At 48.5% G+C, this 16,441-nt stretch carries 17 protein-coding genes; 9 read left to right on the plus strand and 8 right to left on the minus strand.

The genetic code is table 11. From position 1 onward, the window contains the following. Positions 1-39 precede the first annotated feature (39 nt). The 5 genes from GGR41_RS05550 to GGR41_RS05570 all read left to right on the plus strand — a co-directional run bounded on the left by GGR41_RS05550 (position 40) and on the right by GGR41_RS05570 (position 5,834). Positions 40-1,044, plus strand: coding sequence for a DctP family TRAP transporter solute-binding subunit (locus GGR41_RS05550; protein ID WP_167660999.1), 1,005 nt, complete (start codon positions 40-42; stop codon positions 1,042-1,044). A 53-nt stretch (positions 1,045-1,097) separates the two neighbouring features. Then, complete coding sequence (locus tag GGR41_RS05555; protein WP_077734478.1) at positions 1,098-1,577, plus strand: TRAP transporter small permease; 480 nt, start codon at positions 1,098-1,100, stop codon at positions 1,575-1,577. Further along, positions 1,574-2,872 (plus strand): TRAP transporter large permease, encoded by a 1,299-nt coding sequence (locus GGR41_RS05560; RefSeq protein ID WP_167661000.1) that lies wholly within the window; start codon positions 1,574-1,576, stop codon positions 2,870-2,872. Before GGR41_RS05555 ends, GGR41_RS05560 begins: the two co-directional genes overlap by 4 nt. A 145-nt stretch (positions 2,873-3,017) precedes the next feature. Continuing rightward, on the plus strand, positions 3,018-4,442 hold the full coding sequence (locus tag GGR41_RS05565; RefSeq protein ID WP_167661001.1) for a GntP family permease: 1,425 nt from the start codon (positions 3,018-3,020) through the stop codon (positions 4,440-4,442). A 123-nt stretch (positions 4,443-4,565) separates the two neighbouring features. Beyond that, a complete protein-coding gene (locus GGR41_RS05570; protein ID WP_167661002.1) occupies positions 4,566-5,834 on the plus strand; it encodes an O-antigen ligase family protein in 1,269 nt (422 codons plus the stop codon). On the opposite strand, the gene GGR41_RS05575 is transcribed toward GGR41_RS05570, so the two are convergent. Next, complete coding sequence (locus tag GGR41_RS05575; RefSeq protein ID WP_167661003.1) at positions 5,794-6,363, minus strand: DUF3617 domain-containing protein; 570 nt, start codon at positions 6,361-6,363, stop codon at positions 5,794-5,796. The genes GGR41_RS05570 and GGR41_RS05575 overlap by 41 nt on opposite strands. Before the next feature lie 112 nt (positions 6,364-6,475). On the opposite strand from GGR41_RS05575, the gene GGR41_RS05580 reads away from it, so the two are divergent. After that, a complete protein-coding gene (locus GGR41_RS05580) occupies positions 6,476-7,015 on the plus strand; it encodes a DUF2478 domain-containing protein (protein ID WP_167661004.1) in 540 nt (179 codons plus the stop codon). Positions 7,016-7,106: 91 nt separating this feature from the next. Further along, positions 7,107-7,919, plus strand: a complete 813-nt coding sequence (locus GGR41_RS05585; protein ID WP_167661005.1) for a sulfite exporter TauE/SafE family protein — start codon at positions 7,107-7,109, stop codon at positions 7,917-7,919. Positions 7,920-7,967: 48 nt separating this feature from the next. Here the strand turns inward: GGR41_RS05585 and GGR41_RS05590 are convergent, their stop codons facing one another. Beyond that, a complete protein-coding gene (locus GGR41_RS05590) occupies positions 7,968-9,116 on the minus strand; it encodes an ABC transporter substrate-binding protein (protein WP_167661265.1) in 1,149 nt (382 codons plus the stop codon). A 202-nt stretch (positions 9,117-9,318) separates the two neighbouring features. Here GGR41_RS05590 and GGR41_RS05595 point away from each other — a divergent pair, with 202 nt between their 5' ends. Continuing rightward, entirely contained in the window at positions 9,319-10,968 is a 1,650-nt protein-coding gene (locus GGR41_RS05595; protein WP_167661006.1) for an AMP-binding protein, read from the plus strand. On the opposite strand, the gene GGR41_RS05600 is transcribed toward GGR41_RS05595, so the two are convergent. The 3 genes from GGR41_RS05600 to GGR41_RS05610 are packed head-to-tail and all read right to left on the minus strand — an operon-like array spanning position 10,965 to position 13,319. Continuing rightward, positions 10,965-12,335 (minus strand): ATP-binding protein, encoded by a 1,371-nt coding sequence (locus GGR41_RS05600; protein ID WP_167661007.1) that lies wholly within the window; start codon positions 12,333-12,335, stop codon positions 10,965-10,967. The two genes, GGR41_RS05595 and GGR41_RS05600, sit on opposite strands and share 4 nt — an antisense overlap. After that, the gene (locus GGR41_RS05605; protein WP_077734468.1) at positions 12,328-12,993 is read right to left on the minus strand and encodes a response regulator transcription factor; all 666 of its coding nucleotides are present in this window, start codon (positions 12,991-12,993) and stop codon (positions 12,328-12,330) included. Before GGR41_RS05605 ends, GGR41_RS05600 begins: the two co-directional genes overlap by 8 nt. Beyond that, complete coding sequence (locus GGR41_RS05610; protein WP_167661008.1) at positions 12,993-13,319, minus strand: PepSY domain-containing protein; 327 nt, start codon at positions 13,317-13,319, stop codon at positions 12,993-12,995. Before GGR41_RS05610 ends, GGR41_RS05605 begins: the two co-directional genes overlap by 1 nt. 136 nt (positions 13,320-13,455) lie before the next feature. Between GGR41_RS05610 and GGR41_RS05615 the strand changes: the two genes are divergently transcribed. Beyond that, the gene (locus tag GGR41_RS05615; protein ID WP_167661009.1) at positions 13,456-13,857 is read left to right on the plus strand and encodes a PepSY domain-containing protein; all 402 of its coding nucleotides are present in this window, start codon (positions 13,456-13,458) and stop codon (positions 13,855-13,857) included. A gap of 55 nt (positions 13,858-13,912) precedes the next feature. Here GGR41_RS05615 and GGR41_RS05620 read toward each other — a convergent pair whose 3' ends face one another. The 3 genes from GGR41_RS05620 to nadE are packed head-to-tail and all read right to left on the minus strand — an operon-like array spanning position 13,913 to position 16,428. Beyond that, complete coding sequence (locus GGR41_RS05620; RefSeq protein WP_167661010.1) at positions 13,913-14,446, minus strand: cytochrome b; 534 nt, start codon at positions 14,444-14,446, stop codon at positions 13,913-13,915. Positions 14,447-14,488: 42 nt separating this feature from the next. Further along, on the minus strand, positions 14,489-15,568 hold the full coding sequence (locus GGR41_RS05625) for an AI-2E family transporter (protein WP_167661011.1): 1,080 nt from the start codon (positions 15,566-15,568) through the stop codon (positions 14,489-14,491). An 11-nt stretch (positions 15,569-15,579) separates the two neighbouring features. Beyond that, the gene (nadE, locus tag GGR41_RS05630; RefSeq protein WP_167661012.1) at positions 15,580-16,428 is read right to left on the minus strand and encodes an ammonia-dependent NAD(+) synthetase; all 849 of its coding nucleotides are present in this window, start codon (positions 16,426-16,428) and stop codon (positions 15,580-15,582) included. Positions 16,429-16,441 lie beyond the last annotated feature (13 nt).

The raw sequence follows: 16,441 nt of genomic DNA on the forward strand, positions 1-16,441 counted from the left end.
ATTTCTTATCTATTTGTAATGCAATAAAAGGAGAGATAAATGAAAATCAAAAAGTGGCTTGCTGTGGGTGCTGCCTGTTTTGCGCTAACCACAGGCGCAGCCCTAGCCCAAGAAACACGCGAGTTTTCTGTATCCACCGTGTTGTCCGAAGCATTCCCTTGGGGCCAAGCCGCTGAAAAATGGGCTGAGCTCGTCAAAGAGCGTTCTGACGGACGCATTACTCTTAAAATTTACCCCAACTCGCAACTCGTGTCGGGGGATCAAACCCGCGAATTCTCCGCTATGCGCAGTGGACTCATTGATATGGCGGTGGGTTCAACCATTAACTGGTCCCCTCAGGTTCCTGAAGTGAACTTATTCTCGCTTCCTTTCTTGATGCCTGATAATGCTGCCGTTGATGCTATCACTCAGGGCGAAGCAGGAAAAATGGTGTTTGATGCCATTGAAAAACGTGGTGTAATACCACTTGCTTGGGGCGAAAATGGTTTCCGCGAAATCTCCAACTCGCACAAAGCGCTCTCCAAGCCCGAAGACCTAAAAGGTCTAAAAATTCGAGTAGTCGGTTCCCCTTTGTTCTTAGATACGTTTAATGCATTGGGTGCTAACCCCACTCAAATGAGCTGGACTGATGCGCTACCCGCGCTGACCACCGGCGCCGTAGACGGCCAAGAAAACCCATTGGCTGTGTATGATGTCGCTCGGGCTGATCGTGCCAACCAAAAATACCTCACCCTTTGGCACTACATGAACGACCCCCTCATTTTTGGTGTAAGCCAACGCGTTTGGTCCACCTTATCCCCCGAAGACCAACAGCTTCTAAAAGAAGCCGCTGTTGACGCAGGCAAATGGGAAATCGAAAAGTCCCGTGCCGACCTAAACGATACGCTAGCCCGTATTCGTGAGCGTGGTGTTGAAATCACAGAGCTAACGCCAGAGCAACACCAAGCTTTCGTAGAGGCGACTCAAAGCGTCTACGAAAAATGGACTCCCCGAATTGGTCAAGACCTAGTGGATGCGGCCCAAAAAGCCATAGCAAACCGCTAATTGCTACCAATGGGCGCAGTAACTCTGCGCCTTTATTTTTACTATTGATTTGTATGTCTAAATCTAAAACCCGTATTGAATCACTGCTGGGTGTTTTTGCTTTAGCAGCGATTAGTCTTATCAGTCTGGCTAACGTGGTGGTGCGCTATACCACCGAAGCCTCGTTTGCTTTTACCGAGGAATTCTCCGTATTTTTTATGGTGATCCTAACGTTTGCTGGCGGTGCAGTGGCGGCTCGTAGCAACGAACATATTCGTATTTCCTTTTTAGAACATAAACTCAATCGCACGGGACGACGTGTGCTGTATACCTTGCAATGGCTAGGTAGTTTAATTGTTTTAGGTTTGGTCGCCTGGTATGGCGGCCAGCTGGCTTACGAAGAATACCAATGGGACTCATTATCTGCTGGCCTGGGGTATCCCACGTGGATGTACCTCATTTGGCTGCCTCTATTATCTTTAGCTGTCATGCTACGTACCACCCAAAATTGGCGTGATCGCATGCGTTCGGATGACGAGGAGTACCCCGCATGAGCCCCGATTTATGGATGTTAATCAGCTTTGCTTTGTGTTTGCTGATTGGTATGCCCGTTGCCTTTGCTTTGGGTTTAGGTGGTGCGGTAGGGATTGTTATGGGCTTATCGCCCGACATGCTGGCGACCTTAGGCACAAATACGTATAACAGCGTAGCCAAATACCCCCTTATTGCTATTCCTCTGTTTATTTTAACGGGGCTCATTTTTGAGCGGGCTGGTGTAGCCGCTAGCTTAGTGACTTTTGCCCAGTCTCTGATCGGCCAACGGCATGGCGGTTTGGCGCTGGTGGCAGTGCTTGTGTGTTTAATCATGGGCGGTATGAGCGGCTCTGGGCCTGCCGATGCCGCTGCAGTGGCTATGGTCATGCTACCCAGTATGACCAGAGCCGGATACCCCAAGCCTTTTTCTGTATCGTTAATAGCCGCTGCGGCCTCTACCGCTATTTTAATCCCCCCATCTATTGCACTCATTTTGTACTCCGTCATGCTGCCTGGGCTCGACTTACGTGCATTATTTGCCGCTGGACTTTTCCCTGGGATCTTAGCCGGGTGTTCGCTGCTGATTCCGTCTTACTTACTTGCTAAGCGTTACGGCTGGGAGTCAGAAAAAACGAGCGAACGGCCCCCCATCAAACAAAGCTTTATTCGTGCCATTCCCGCCCTCTTTGCTCCGGTGATTATTTTAGGCGGGCTGCGCTCTGGGTTATTTACCCCTACCGAAGCCGCTGTGGTGGCAGTCACCTATGGACTGTTAATTGGGGCCTTTATTTACCGACAGCTCAACTGGGCCGAGCTATGGGCTATTTTCAATGAAGCCGCCAAAATTTCCGGTATTGTGTTGCTTATTATTTCTTTAGCAGGCATTTTTGCTTGGGCGGGCACCACACTGGGGACGTTTACGCATCTGGCTCAACTAATCTTGTCTATTTCAGACAGCTCTTGGGTACTCCTGCTTTTAGTGATGGTATTGGTTTTAATTGCAGGGATGTTTTTAGATGCGATTTCCATCTATTTGATTTTGACGCCTATCTTAATCCCGCTGATTAATCATTTTGAATGGAACCCCATTTGGTTTGGTATTTTACTGGCCATGAACATTGCAATTGGGCAATTTACACCGCCTGTAGCCGTTAATTTACTGGTAACGACTAAAGTGGCCAATATCCGCCTTGAACATACGTTTGGGTGGTCGATTTTGTTTTTAGTCACTATGTTTAGTGCTTTGTTGTTGGTCATGATATTCCCGAGTATTGCCTTATGGTTACCCGAGTATTTGGGCTATGCCATCGACTAGTACTCAAAAAGAGGGGTCTCCCCTCTTTTTTTATGCGTTTTTCCTAGAAATGCCAAGTAGAAGACATTTATTTTTTAACTTCTTTGTACAATCACGCCTGCACGCATTATTTTATTTTTCAAAAATCAACTAAGGACCTATTTGTATGTCTAGCACCTTAGCTATTGTGATCTCTCTACTTTTGCTGATGTACTTGGCTTACAGGGGCATTACTGTTTTACTTTTGGCCCCACTGATGGCGGCGCTTGCTGTGTTTTTATCGGGTGACCTGCATTTTTTCTTGCCGATTTACACCGAAACCTTTATGAAAGCCTTAAGTGGCTATGTGTTGCAGTTTCTTCCTATTTTTTTACTAGGGGCTTTATTTGGTCAGCTTATGGCGGACTCAGGCGCAGCCAACACCATTGCGCGTTGGATCGTGCAACGTTTAGGCTACCAACATGCTGTGATTACCGTCGTATTGGCTTGTGGTTTGCTGACTTATGGTGGGGTGTCATTGTTTGTGGTGGCTTTTGCGATTTACCCTATAGCTAAAAATCTTTTTAAAGCTGCCGATATTCCCAAACGGTTGATCCCCGCTACGATTGCGCTCGGTTCGTTTACTTTTACCATGACGGCCATGCCGGGCACGCCAGCGATTCAAAACGCTATCCCCATCCCCTATTACGGGACCAATGTGTTTGCTGCACCTGGTTTAGGCTTAATCGCCTCTGCCATTATGCTGTTTGGGGGTTGGTGGTGGTTGCAATCTCGGGTGCGCAAGGCTCAGGCTCACAACGAAGGGTATGGCCACCACGCCAGTGATACGGCAGGCACTACAACAGAAACCCTAGCAGACACTGCTACCCCTGTGCGCGGTCCACTTTCTGTTATGCCACTAGGTCTTGCCGTCCTGCCTTTAGTGCTCGTCATTGGCGTCAATGCATTATTTACCTATGTGGTCTTCCCCAATACCAATTTCGCTGCTCTCGAGCAGCAGTTTCCTCAGGTGGATGCCACCAAAATGGCCGGTTTATGGGCCTTAATTATTGCTTTAGTGACGGCCTGCCTAACCTTAGTTTTGACACGCTTAGGTCGCTGGGAAAACCTAAAGGAAACTATTAACCAAGGCGTATTTGGTTTTATGCTACCTTTATTTAATACGGCTTCTGAAGTGGGCTATGGGGCTGTGATCGCCAGCTTGGCAGGCTTTGCTGTGATCCGAGACGCCGTATTGAATCTCAGCCCAGAAAACCCCTTGATTTCCGAAGCCATTGCCATGAATGTGCTTGCTGGCATCACAGGCTCGTCCTCGGGCGGCTTAAGCATTGCTTTGCAGACCTTAGGGGCAAACTATCTTGCCATGGCCGAACAAGTTGGTATTAGCCCAGAGCTATTGCATCGCGTGGCTGTAATGGCAGCTGGGGGGGTTGATACGCTGCCGCATTGTGGAGCTATTATTACATTACTTGCTATTTGCAAGCTCAATCACCGCCAGTCTTATGCGAATATTGCCGCTGTCACCATGGGGGTGCCGTTAATTGCTTTAATTACTGTTATTACCTTGGGGACACTATTCGGTAGTTTTTAAATGCCTAGGGGCTAGCAAACGAGGCTTTCAGAACCTAGCGATATTTCATCACAAACCGTTGCTTTCACTGCGTGCGCTATCTCCTAAAATAACGACTTAACTTTGCTGCTAGGCCTCTCTTTCATGACTGCTACTTCCCTACCTTCTTCGTCCCTTTATACTGGTTTAGCACTGTTTTTTCTTGGGGCATTAAATTTAGTGCTACCCAGTGGGTATTCTGTAGGGGCTAGCTTGCTTTTGCTCGCCGGCTTATATCGCTTAGGTTCCTTTTCCTCACTCTCTGCACGTCTCAGTGCTCAAGACATCTGGCTGTTAGCGGCTTTGTTCGTTTTTGGTTTAAATGGTGTCTTTGATGCCCTTTATCATCAAGCCAGCGGCAGTAGCTTTGATAAAGCGCTGCGTTTTATTTGTGCCATCCCTGTGTTTTTTGCTTTACGCACCTATCCCCCTCGTCTTGAGTGGTTGTGGGCTGGCCTGATTATCGGTAGTTTAGCCACCGCCTGTTTAGCCAGCTGGCAGTTTTGGGTCTTAGGGTGGGATCGAGCCCTTGGTCATACTCAAGCCATTCAGTTTGGTAATCTTTCTATGCTTACGGGTTTTTTCTGTCTGGCCGGTTTGGGGTGGGCAGCTCAAAAAACTCGCCCCACAGCGCGGCGCTGGTGGTTTGTGTTGCTGCTGCTGGCCGCCGTCTTGGGGGTGTTTAGCTCGTTATTATCGGGCAGTCGAGGCGGTTGGATTAGTGTTCCCTTTGTGGTTTTGATTTTAGCCAAAGCTTACCATTCATTTTTCCCATGGCGTCTTAAAATCGGTATCTTGATTGGGGCAGTTATTGCCGTTACCGCGGTCTATCACACCCCAACCTTACAGGTACAACAACGGGTACAGGCGGCTTTTCATGACATCGAGTTGTATCAGCAAGGAAATAGCGACACTTCATTAGGGGCGCGCTTTGAAATGTGGAAAGCGGCCTTACTTTTAGCCAAAGAACGCCCTCTGCTAGGCTGGGGCAAAGATCAAATGCAAGGGGCTATGCAAGATTTAGCGGAACAAGGTCAGGCCAATCCGGTAATTGGCGCGTTTAACCATGCTCATAATGAGGTCTTAGATATATTGGCTAAACGGGGGCTCGTAGGTTTACTAGCGCTTGCTTTTTTGTATGTGGTACCTATTCGTTTATTTGCTAAATATTTACGCCATCCCAATTTAGCGACACGGTCTTTAGCCACTGCAGGTATGATCTTGCCCGTGGCCTATATTGACTTTGGTCTATCGCAAGCGTTTTTATCCCACAATAATGGGGTCATGACCTATGCGTTTTGGTTAGTGGTATTTTGGGCTTGCATGCGCAATACTACTTGCGCACACACTGCGCCTGTTGCCACTGCGCATTAAACTGATGACGCACCTGTAGCTCTGACTTTAAATAACCTAAAAGCAAAAGCTGTAGGTGGGGTGGAAAAACCCCCACCCCATCAATATGCCCTTCGGCCTGAGTTGGGCTTAGGTAATGCACCTGCCCGGTAATATTGCCTGAAATGCCTTGCTTAGATGCGTTGCAATACCCACTAAAACGCATGCTAGTGTCTGTTTGGCCATCTAACTGTAATGTGCATTGCCCTAAGGCTTGGCCAATGACATCTAAACTTTGAGCAGGCTCTTGGAGAAGAGCAGCCTGTTTGGGGGTTAAACATTCATTGAATTGAGAGGGGTCAAATTGTGAAAGGCGTTCTAGGTACTTGGGCTCTAAAAACGCCGCCGCCTGTTTTTTGATGGCATCTAGGCGGGGGGCTATGTCTTGACCTTCGGCATAGTTTTGGGTATTAATCTGCCATTGCCCAGGTTTTGGTGCTACGCTTAGGCTAGCTGCGTGGGCTTGACAAATAAAGCTGGTAATCAGCGCGCTCATCCAAAATTTATTCATACTCGTCTACTCTTGACGTTTACTGGGCCTACACCCCTTGGTGCAAGCAAGACCTGACAAAACAACTTGCTTATCAGACTATTTTTTAAACATTACCACACTTGGAATGCAGATGGAGTCAACTACCCCCGCTTTAGCTATTGCAGCTCTCGTACATGAAAGCGCCGAATACGCCGATGAGTTTTTATACGCTTTTATTCAAGACTTACAAGCGCAAGACAAAAACATTTTGGGTGTGATTCAAGCGCACCCCGAGGTCAGCTTTGCTTATGGCAGCCAAATGGGCATTGTTGACCTAAGCACAGGCGCCTATCTATCTATTGCACAAGACCTAGGCAAACACAATACCAGCTGCTGCCTAGATGCCGAGGCGGTCAGCAACGCCAGTACCATTTTACAAGCAGCGCGTATGCAAAGCCCAGATTTATTAATTGTTAACCGCTTTGGCAAACTCGAGGCCGAAGGCGATGGGTTTGCAGATGAAATGCTAGAAATCATGAGCGAAGGCACACCCATGCTTACTGTAGTGGCCGAGCGTTTCTTGCCACAGTGGCGCGAATTCACCGGTGGCTTAGCCACGGAAATAGCCCCTGATTCGGCCGCATTGCATCAGTGGTATGACCAGGCTGTTGCTAAACAACTCAATGCCTAAAATGTTATTTTTACGCTACTAATATTACAAGAGCATATAAGCATATAAGGTTGTGATATATTGATGCTTTGATCTCCTTCTATGCTTAATCATGATAATAAGTAGCATTCTAGGTTTTCTGGTTGGCCTTACCTTGGGGCTGACCGGAGCAGGTGGCGGTATTCTTGCTGTACCTGCATTGGTGATTGGGGTAGGTCTGAATATGACCAGTGCGGCCCCTATTGCGCTTATTGCGGTAGGGCTTGCCGCATTAACTGGGGCTCTAGACGGTTTCCGTCGCCACTTAGTACGTTATAAAGCGGCAATGCTCATGGCGATGACAGGCGGTCTGATTTCGCCATTTGGGGTATGGTTAGCCAAACGTTTGTCTGAATTCTGGCTGATGGCGTTATTTAGTGCAGTGATGTGTGTAGTGGCGTTGCGGATGTTCAACCAAGCTCGCGGCAGCAAAACCGCCCCCTCCACCTCTGACCCCGAGCCCATCAAAGCATGCATGATCTCAGAGCAAACCGGTAAGTTCATTTGGAATCAACGCAGTCTTAGCACCATGATCGGTATTGGTGCGGTGTCCGGATTATTGACTGGCTTATTAGGTGTAGGTGGTGGCTTTGTAATCGTACCGCTATTAAAACGCTACACCAATCTGAAAATGCACAGTGTAGTTGCCACCTCGTTGTTAGTGATTGCACTGGTTTCTGCTATTACGGTGTCTAATGCCTTTAGTAGCTTAACGCATTTACCGAGTGCTACCTGGGGTTTCGTCGGCTTGGTCATTGCAGGCATGGTGGCTGGCCGTTTAGCCGCCCCGGCCATTGCGCCGCAATACATACAAATGGGGTTTGCTTTAGTGTGTGGCCTGTCGGCCTGCATTGTATTTATTAACGCATGCCAGCATATTATTTAGTTATGTTCTTAAGACCTGCTTTATTTACAAAGCAGGTCTTTTTGCTAGTTATTCAACCCGCTGCCATTCACCCTGCTTAATGGTCAAGAGTTCAACACCCCGCTCATCAAACCCACTGTGGTCTTCAGGACTCATGTTGTAGATTCCCTGAGTACCTGGAAGCTCTTTGATACCCTCGAGGGCATCACGTAATGCCTGACGAAACTCTACCGTACCGGGTTCGGCCGATTGGGCAGCCACGGGTATAGCCGCCTCGAGTAGAATCCATGCATCGTAAATGTTGCCGCCAAAGGTGGCCGGCATAGCCCCATAGCGTTCTTTGTAGGCATTCATGTAATTGAGTGCGATGGCTTTTGACGGGTTGTCATCCGAGATTTGATCTGGAACTAACATAAGGCTGCCGCCAAGAATGGTGTCCTCTACTGCTTTGCCCCCTAGTCGAATAAAATCATTTAGCGCTGCACCATGAGTTTGATAAATAATGCCCTCGTAGCCACGCTCTTTTAAGCCGATTTGTGGCATCACAGCTGGACCGCCCGGAGCTGCAATCAACACGGCATCCGGCTTTGCAGACGTCATTTTTAAGACCTGACCCGTCGCAGAGGTATCGGGGCGATTAAAGCGCTCGTTGGCCACCAAACTAATACCCCATGGCTCTAGGCGCTCGGACATGACATTAAACCAAGTTTCGCCATAGGCATCGGCTGTGCCAATAAACGCTAAAGTTTTGACGTCATTGGCTTGCATGTGTTCAAACAGCTTGTCTGCTACCAAACCGTCGTTTTGCGTAGGTTTAAACACCCATTTGCGTTTTTCATCCATGGGCAACACCACAGAAATAGAACCAACTGGTGCGATCAATGGTGTTTGAGCTTCGCTGACAATATCAATTAAAGCCAAAGCATGCGGAGCCCCTGATGGCCCAATAATCGCGTCAACGTTTTCCTCGCTAAGCAATTTTCTTACAGATGTCACGGTGTTATTGGGCTCACTGGCGTCATCTAAGTGGATGTATTCCACTGTCAAATCACCAATTTTAGTCGGTAACATCATTGCCGTATTACGTTGGGGAATGCCAATAGCGGAGACCACCCCAGTGGACGAGGCCACGGTACCAATTTTGACCTGCGCCTGTGCCCCAAAGCTCATGCTGGCTAAAATCGCCGTCAATGCCAAACTGAGTTTTTTTACTTTCATCATTTTTCCTTAAAAGACCACGAGCAGTTTAACTTTTTAATAAGAACTCTGTCACTTTTGGCTAGTTGTCTTGTTATACCTGCGTCTTCAACTTAACACAGCTAAGGTAAGTCCGATGGGGGTAATCCCTAGACAAATAAGCCCAAACCATTTAGTTCATAAGGATATAATTAAGAAGTAAACTAATAACAGGAGACAATCCATGGAAGCAACTGGCTACCTCGACCCTTTTGCTCGCAATCATCTGCCACCCCAAGAGCAGTGGCCTGTATTACTCTTAGATCAAAATGAAGACGTGGCTTACCCGCCTCGCCTCAACGCAGCTAGCGAGTTACTTGGACGCCAAATTGCACGCGGAATGGGCGATCATATTGCCTTGCAGTGGTTAGAAAATGACGAAGAAAAACACATTACCTATACCCAGCTCGAGCAACTCAGCAATCAAATTGCGCATGTATTTGTAGAAGACATGGGTTTAGTCAGCGGCAACCGCCTTTTGTTGCGCGGTCCTAATAACCTCATGATGGCGGCAAGCTGGTTGGCGGCATTAAAAGTGGGGCTAGTTACGGTACCTACTATGCCTCTATTACGTTCCGTCGAGCTCAAAACCATTATTGATAAAGCCGAAATTCAAGCGGCGGTGTGCGATGCACAACTAGGTGCAGAGCTGCAGCATTGCCTGAACCCAGACCACGAACACCATAGCCCCTTTTTGCAATCCACCTTGCTTTTTAATTCGACTGAACCCACTAGTCTTGATGCCCTAGCCCGTACCAAGCCAACAACCTTTACGCCATGTGATAGTGCAGCCGATGATGTCTGTCTGATTGCCTTTACTAGCGGCACGACTGGCAAGCCCAAAGGCTGCGTGCACTTTCACCGTGATGTATTAATTATGTGTGATACCTTTGCCAAACATATTCTACAGCTTGAACCAAGCGATAAAGTCTGTGGCACCCCCCCATTGGCATTTACCTTTGGTTTAGGTGGTTTGTTGTGTTTTCCCCTTCGGGTCGGAGCCAGCTCTGTGTTGGCCGAGTCACTCACACCCAAGCGCCTCTTAGAGTATATTGATCGTTTTGGTATTACCATGACGTTTACTGCGCCGACCTTTTATAGGCAAATGGCTGCCTTAGTAGACCAGTTTTCACTACGCACTTTAAAAAAGACCGTCTCGGCTGGCGAAGCCTTACCTCAAGCAACCCGAGAGCTCTGGAAAAAAGCCTCGGGCATTGAAATGATTGACGGTATTGGTGGCACAGAAATGATCCACGTTTATGTGTCGAGTCGTCCAGAAGACGTGCGTGCCGGTGCCATCGGTAAAGTGGTGCCTGGTTTTCAAGCACAAGTCGTAGACGAAGACCTGAAACCGGTAGCGCACGGCACAGTAGGACGTCTAGCGGTACGTGGGCCCAGTGGCTGTCGCTATTTAGACGACGAACGCCAACTCGAGTTTGTGCAGGGCGGCTGGAATTTACCCGGCGATACCTTTGTGATGGATGCCGACGGGTATTTGTATTACCAAGCCCGCAACGACGACATGATTATTTCTTCGGGCTACAACATTGCAGGGCCAGAGGTAGAAGACTGCTTGTTAAAACACCCCGCTGTGGCCGAATGTGGCGTAGTCGGTGTACCTGACGAGCTACGTGGGCAAATCTTAAAAGCCTTTATTATCGTGCGCGATGGTTTTATGCCATCTGAAGCGCTCATCAAAGAGCTTCAAGATTTTGTAAAACACAATGCGGCCCCTTATAAATACCCTAGGGCCATTGAGTTTGTCGAGCAGTTACCCCGCACTGAAACCGGTAAGCTGCAACGTTTTGTTTTACGCCAACAAGCCCTGTCCTAAGGCAAATGTAGCACCACACGCAACCCGCCCAATGGGGAGCGTGTGGCATAGACGTGCCCTTCGTACAACTGCACTAAATCGGCCACTATCGCCAAACCTAAGCCAGAGCCTGGCGCTATCTCATCGGCGCGCACACCGCGCTTAAAAACCGCCACACATTGGTCATGGCTTAGGCCGGGGCCATCATCATCAACCCAAATTTGCAATTCAGTCCGCCCTGAAGCCGTCGGGTGCCGTTGGCCCTGCACATGAACCTCAGAACGAGCCCATTTAAATGCATTGTCTAATACATTGCCCAGTAGCTCGTGCAGGTCTTGGGCCTCACCTTTAAAATACAGATCCGGATCCGGCCAATCGGTCTTTACCGTTAGCGTTTGCTCGGTATAAGCATGAGTCAGCACTTGGATCAAAGTGTTTACCGCTGGCACCACGCGTGTTCGCCGCCCTACTGTTTTTACTGCCGCGGCAACACGGGCACGCGAAAGATGATAGTCAACCTGTTGCTGGGCGGTGATGACTTGATCGTGAACTAAATGCGCTAATGGACTGTGTTCTTTTTTGGCGGCGTTAGCCAAAACCGTTAAAGGCGTTTTAATGGCATGCGCTAAATTACCTGCCTGTGTGCGCGCACGTTGAATCACTTCTGCATTGCTATCTAGAACCCGATTAAATTCGGACACCAGCGGTTGGATTTCTTTGGGGTAGTGACCGGCGATTTTTTCATCGACGCCCTCGTGAACGCGGCCTAATTGCACACGCAGCTGATGCAGCGGTTTAAGACCTAAGCGAAGCTGCCACCACACCCCCACAATTAATACACTACCTAGTAACAGCAAAGACAGTACCAACATACGACTAAAACGTCGTAAAGGCTCGAGTAAGACCTCGCTTTGAGCAGCCACCCACACATCATACTGTGGCTCGTGCTCGGTATCTAATAACGCCACCTGCCGTCCCACCACATAAAGCGACCCTAGCAAAGGGTCTTGATAATGCGTGCGCAGTTCGGTGGCAGCCTCGGGTCTGGGTAAGCTCAGCCGCTCATCCCATAAAGAGCGGGAATATAAGGTTGGGACCTTGGCCTCTACACTTTGTATTTGCCAATACAAGCCGCTTAGGGGTTGTTCAAACCGTGGGTCGCTAAGGTGAGTCTGTACCGCTAAAGGCGCAGTGGCCTCTTGTTCCATTTGGGAAATCAATTGCAGCATGTGCACCGTGAGCTCTTTATACAGCTGCTCCTCGATATGCTGCTTAAAGAGCTGAGTTAATAACAACCCTGTTGCAATCAAACTGCACAACACCCATAACAAAGCCCCTGCCAATAAGCGCTGTGATAACGAAAAAGGGAACCGTTTGGTGTTACTCATGGGGGTGGGTCAGCTTGTAGCCTAAGCCTCGTACCGTTTGAATATAGGCCGCTGGAATTTTTTTACGTAGACGCCCTATAAACACATCAATGGTGTTTGAGTCTCGTTCTTGGTCTTGGGCATAAATGTGCTCTATCAGCTGATTGCGAGAAAGGACTTGATCACTGTGATGCATTAGGTAGGCCAATACACGAAACTCGTGGCTGGTTAAGTGTAAGGCTTGGTGCTGATAAAAAAACTGAGATTGGCGGGTGTCGAGCACTAAGTCACCACATACCAGTGTGGCAGAGGCATGCCCGGCAGCCCGACGTAACAACGCCCGGGTGCGTGCTAGCAGCTCTTGGGTGTGAAAAGGTTTAGTGACGTAGTCATCGGCCCCGGCGTCCATGCCACTGACTTTATCATGCCAGCTATCGCGCGCGGTTAAAATTAGGACGGGAAAGGTTAAGCCTTCGCTGCGCCAGCGCTTTAATAGTGTCAGCCCATCTAACTGCGGTAAGCCTAAATCGAGAATCACTAAATCGTAGTTTTCCACTGCCGCCATATAGTGGGCGTGCTCGCCATCTGCGGCGGTATCTATGACATAGCCCTGCGTTTGAAGCGCTTCAGCGACTTGGTTTTGTAATTGCTGGTCGTCTTCGACCACTAATACACGCATTAGTGTTTCCTTTTTTCTAAGGGACGAGAACGCGCTTTAAGGATCTCGGCCGTATACGCATCGACCATTAACCGACTAACATAGCCCCCAGGCTGCAACAATTTAATACGGTACACATAACGACCATTTTTACGGCTGAGCTCGGCATCGAGCAAGCGCCCGGGATAATAAGGCTGAATTTGATGCATCACCCACCGTAGCGAGCGAATTTCCCCTTTTTCGCGAGCGGTACGGATTTGATCATAGGATAAGGGGGGCCCAGCGTGGGCGATTGTGCCCATCGCTAGAAACCCAACCATTAAACAGGATGCAAGCAGTTGTCGCATAGCCTTTGCCGTACAAATAAACCTATACAATAAATCAAAAGAAATGAACGAATAATGAATAACCACTTCATTTTGGGTTCATAGTGGGTCAAGCACAATGGTGTCATGTTCATGTTTTACCTTATAGGAATCCACTATGTTGAAACCCAAGCTCATGCTACCCCTATGTGCTTTCGCCACTAGCGCCATGCTTTTTCTAGGTAGCGTTCATGCCCAACCCGTTTTCCCCCTCGACTCCGTCTTGGTCGCGGCCAGTGCAACGGCTGATGCCCCAGCCACTGCAACACGTCCTGCATTGCCTGACCGCTCTGAGTGGATCACCCTTAAAGCCGCTTACGAGGCCTTGGAAAAAGCCGGCTATACCGACATTCGCAGCATTCGTAGCTCGCGTCATCATGGCTATGTGGCACGTGCCCTCGATAAAGACCAAAAACCGGTTCAGCTTCGGATCCACCCCACTGATGCCAGCATTCATGTCTTAGAGGACAAACACAAAAAAGGAGGCAAACATAAACACAGAAAACCCCACGATGCCTAAGGCATTCACCCAGTAAAACAGAAAAGCCTTTAACACGGTTAAAGGCTTTTTGCTGTTATAAGGTTTTACCTAGCATACGAGGCAAAACTTTTTGATCAGTTGGACTATGACTGTGTTTAAAGGCAAAAAAGATATGGCCGATAATTAATGCAAACAATAACCACCCTAGATTGCCATGAAAGGTATTGCCTAACTCTTTCATCCATGCGGTTTCTACCCCAGTTTTTTCCAAGATAGGCCACAGGCCCCAATAGGTAAAACCACGTCCCATGCCTATCATGCGAATTACGGCAATGGCAGGTACGGCAACCATTAATACGTACATACAAGCATGACCCAACTTGACTGCAAAGGGGTTCTTTGGCCGATTGGGTCGTTGAATGATCGCCCAAATAACACGCAGCACGGCTAACCATAAAATAGTAAACCCAACCTGACCATGATAGGCAAACACCGCTTTAGTAAACGCCGCCTCTTTGTCTATAAAGCGCGCACTTGCACTTACTAGCATCCAGACAAAGCCCAAGGCCATTAGCCAGTGGAAAAATCGTGAAATAAGCCCGTATCGGGTCGCACTGTCATTGACCATGCTCGTATTCCTAAATGATGAAAAAAGTTAAGTGTAACTTAATTACGATTGAGAATCATTTGCAAGACGATGTTGGCGTCCGGTGTAGACCCATTCGCGCCAAATGGCAACCAACAAGGCCATTAACACCGGTCCTAAAAATAACCCCACAATTCCCATGGTTTGTACCCCTCCGACTAAGCCAAAAAAAGTAGGTAAAAATGGGAGCTTAACTGGCCCGCCTACTAAGCGTGGCCGCAAGGTTTTATCTACGATAAAGAGCTCTATGGCCCCCCATAAGAACAAAGCTAAACCAGCGACGGCTTGCCCTGAGCCGACCAAATACAATGAGACCAAGGTAAAAGATAATGGCGCCCCACCGGGGATTAATGCCATAAAGCCAGTAACCGCCCCCAGTAACGCCGGAGAAGGAACGCCCGCAATCCAATAAGCGATGCCCAGCACAACCCCCTCGCCCACCGCGATAAGCGTCATACCTGTCACCGTGGAGTTAACCGTGGCGGGTACTACCCGTGAAAAACGTTGCCACCGTTCAGGCAAGATGCGTTCGCCCACGATATCTAATTGACCTAATAAACGATCGCCGTCTTTATAAATAAAAAATAACGTGATCAACAAAAACAACAAGGTCAGCAGTAAATGAAACACGTTGCCAGTCGCGCTTAGGACCATACGATAAATATTGCCTAAATGCTCACCACTGACTATTTCCACTAAGGCGCCTAGCGCATGCGGCTCGCCTACATATAACTGCCAGTATTCGCTTAGCCGTTCACCGACCACTGGCAACTGGGGAATCCAGTCGGGTACAGGCATACCGTATCGGTTTGCAGCTAAGGCCCAAATCACAAAAGAGCTGGCTTCTTTGATGACAAAGGTCAAGGCAAAAGACAACGGTAAAATGATCACACCGATCACAATGAGCAGCGCAGCAGTTGCTGCAACAATAGTGCGCCCATTTAAATACGCCAGTAGGCGTTTATAAGCAGGCCAGCTCGCTAAACCGATAATCAGCGCCCCTAGCACCGGGACAATAAAGCCTTTCAGAAAATATAAGCCTGCTACCAATAACAGTAATAAAAGCCAACGAGCAATCAAAAAAGGGGGTAAAACAGGCTGCATAGCAAAACGGCCTAAAAAGAGAAAGTCAGGGGTGAAGCAGGTAAAAGCCGCTTGTGAGCACTGCGCGTGTAGTGCTCTATAATACTTTCAAAGGCGTCTACAGAAACTGGCTGACCGGTTAAAAACGCATCAATGTCATGATATGTCACCCCTCCAAAGGCGTCTTCGTCGGGTTGCAAAGGCGTAAGCGACTCAAGATCTGCAGTAGGGACTTTATGTGTCAACGCATCGGGCACACCACACTGGGCGGCAAGCTCGCGTACTTGTGATTTTGTCAGCCCTGCCAGAGGCATAAGATCAGCCGCCCCGTCGCCATATTTGGTGAAAAAACCCATTAATACCTCGGCGGCCTGGTCGCTACCTAAAACCAAACCCGACTCAGCCCCGGCAACGGCATAACAATAAATCATGCGTTGGCGCGCCTTTACGTTGCCTTTAATAAAATCTTGATGGGATTCAGAACGAAAGCCCTGCTTTGCCTGCAGTAAAGTTTCCATTACTGCATCGGTAGCCGGTTGAATGTTTAGTTCTAGACAGCGATCCGGCTGAATATGACGAATCGCTGCATCCGCATCGGCCGCATCACGTTGTTCAGCGTAGGGCAAGCGTAGAGCAATAAAGGTAGCGTCTACGCCTTCTTGACGCAGTTGTTCAACGGCTAACTGGGCCATGTATCCGACCACCAGCGAATCAATACCACCGCTAATACCAATGACTAAGCTGCGAGCTTTGCTGTGGCGCAGGTAGTTTTTAATGAACTTGATACGTTGCTCTAACTCGTGCGCTGGGTCGATACGAGCCTTGACCCCTAACTCGGTAATAATACGTTGTTGCAACTGCTTTTGATCGGGATTTAACATGGCCATTTACTCT

The sequence above is a fragment of the Paenalcaligenes hominis genome (genome assembly GCF_011927625.1).
Lineage (GTDB): Bacteria > Pseudomonadota > Gammaproteobacteria > Burkholderiales > Burkholderiaceae_B > Paenalcaligenes > Paenalcaligenes hominis.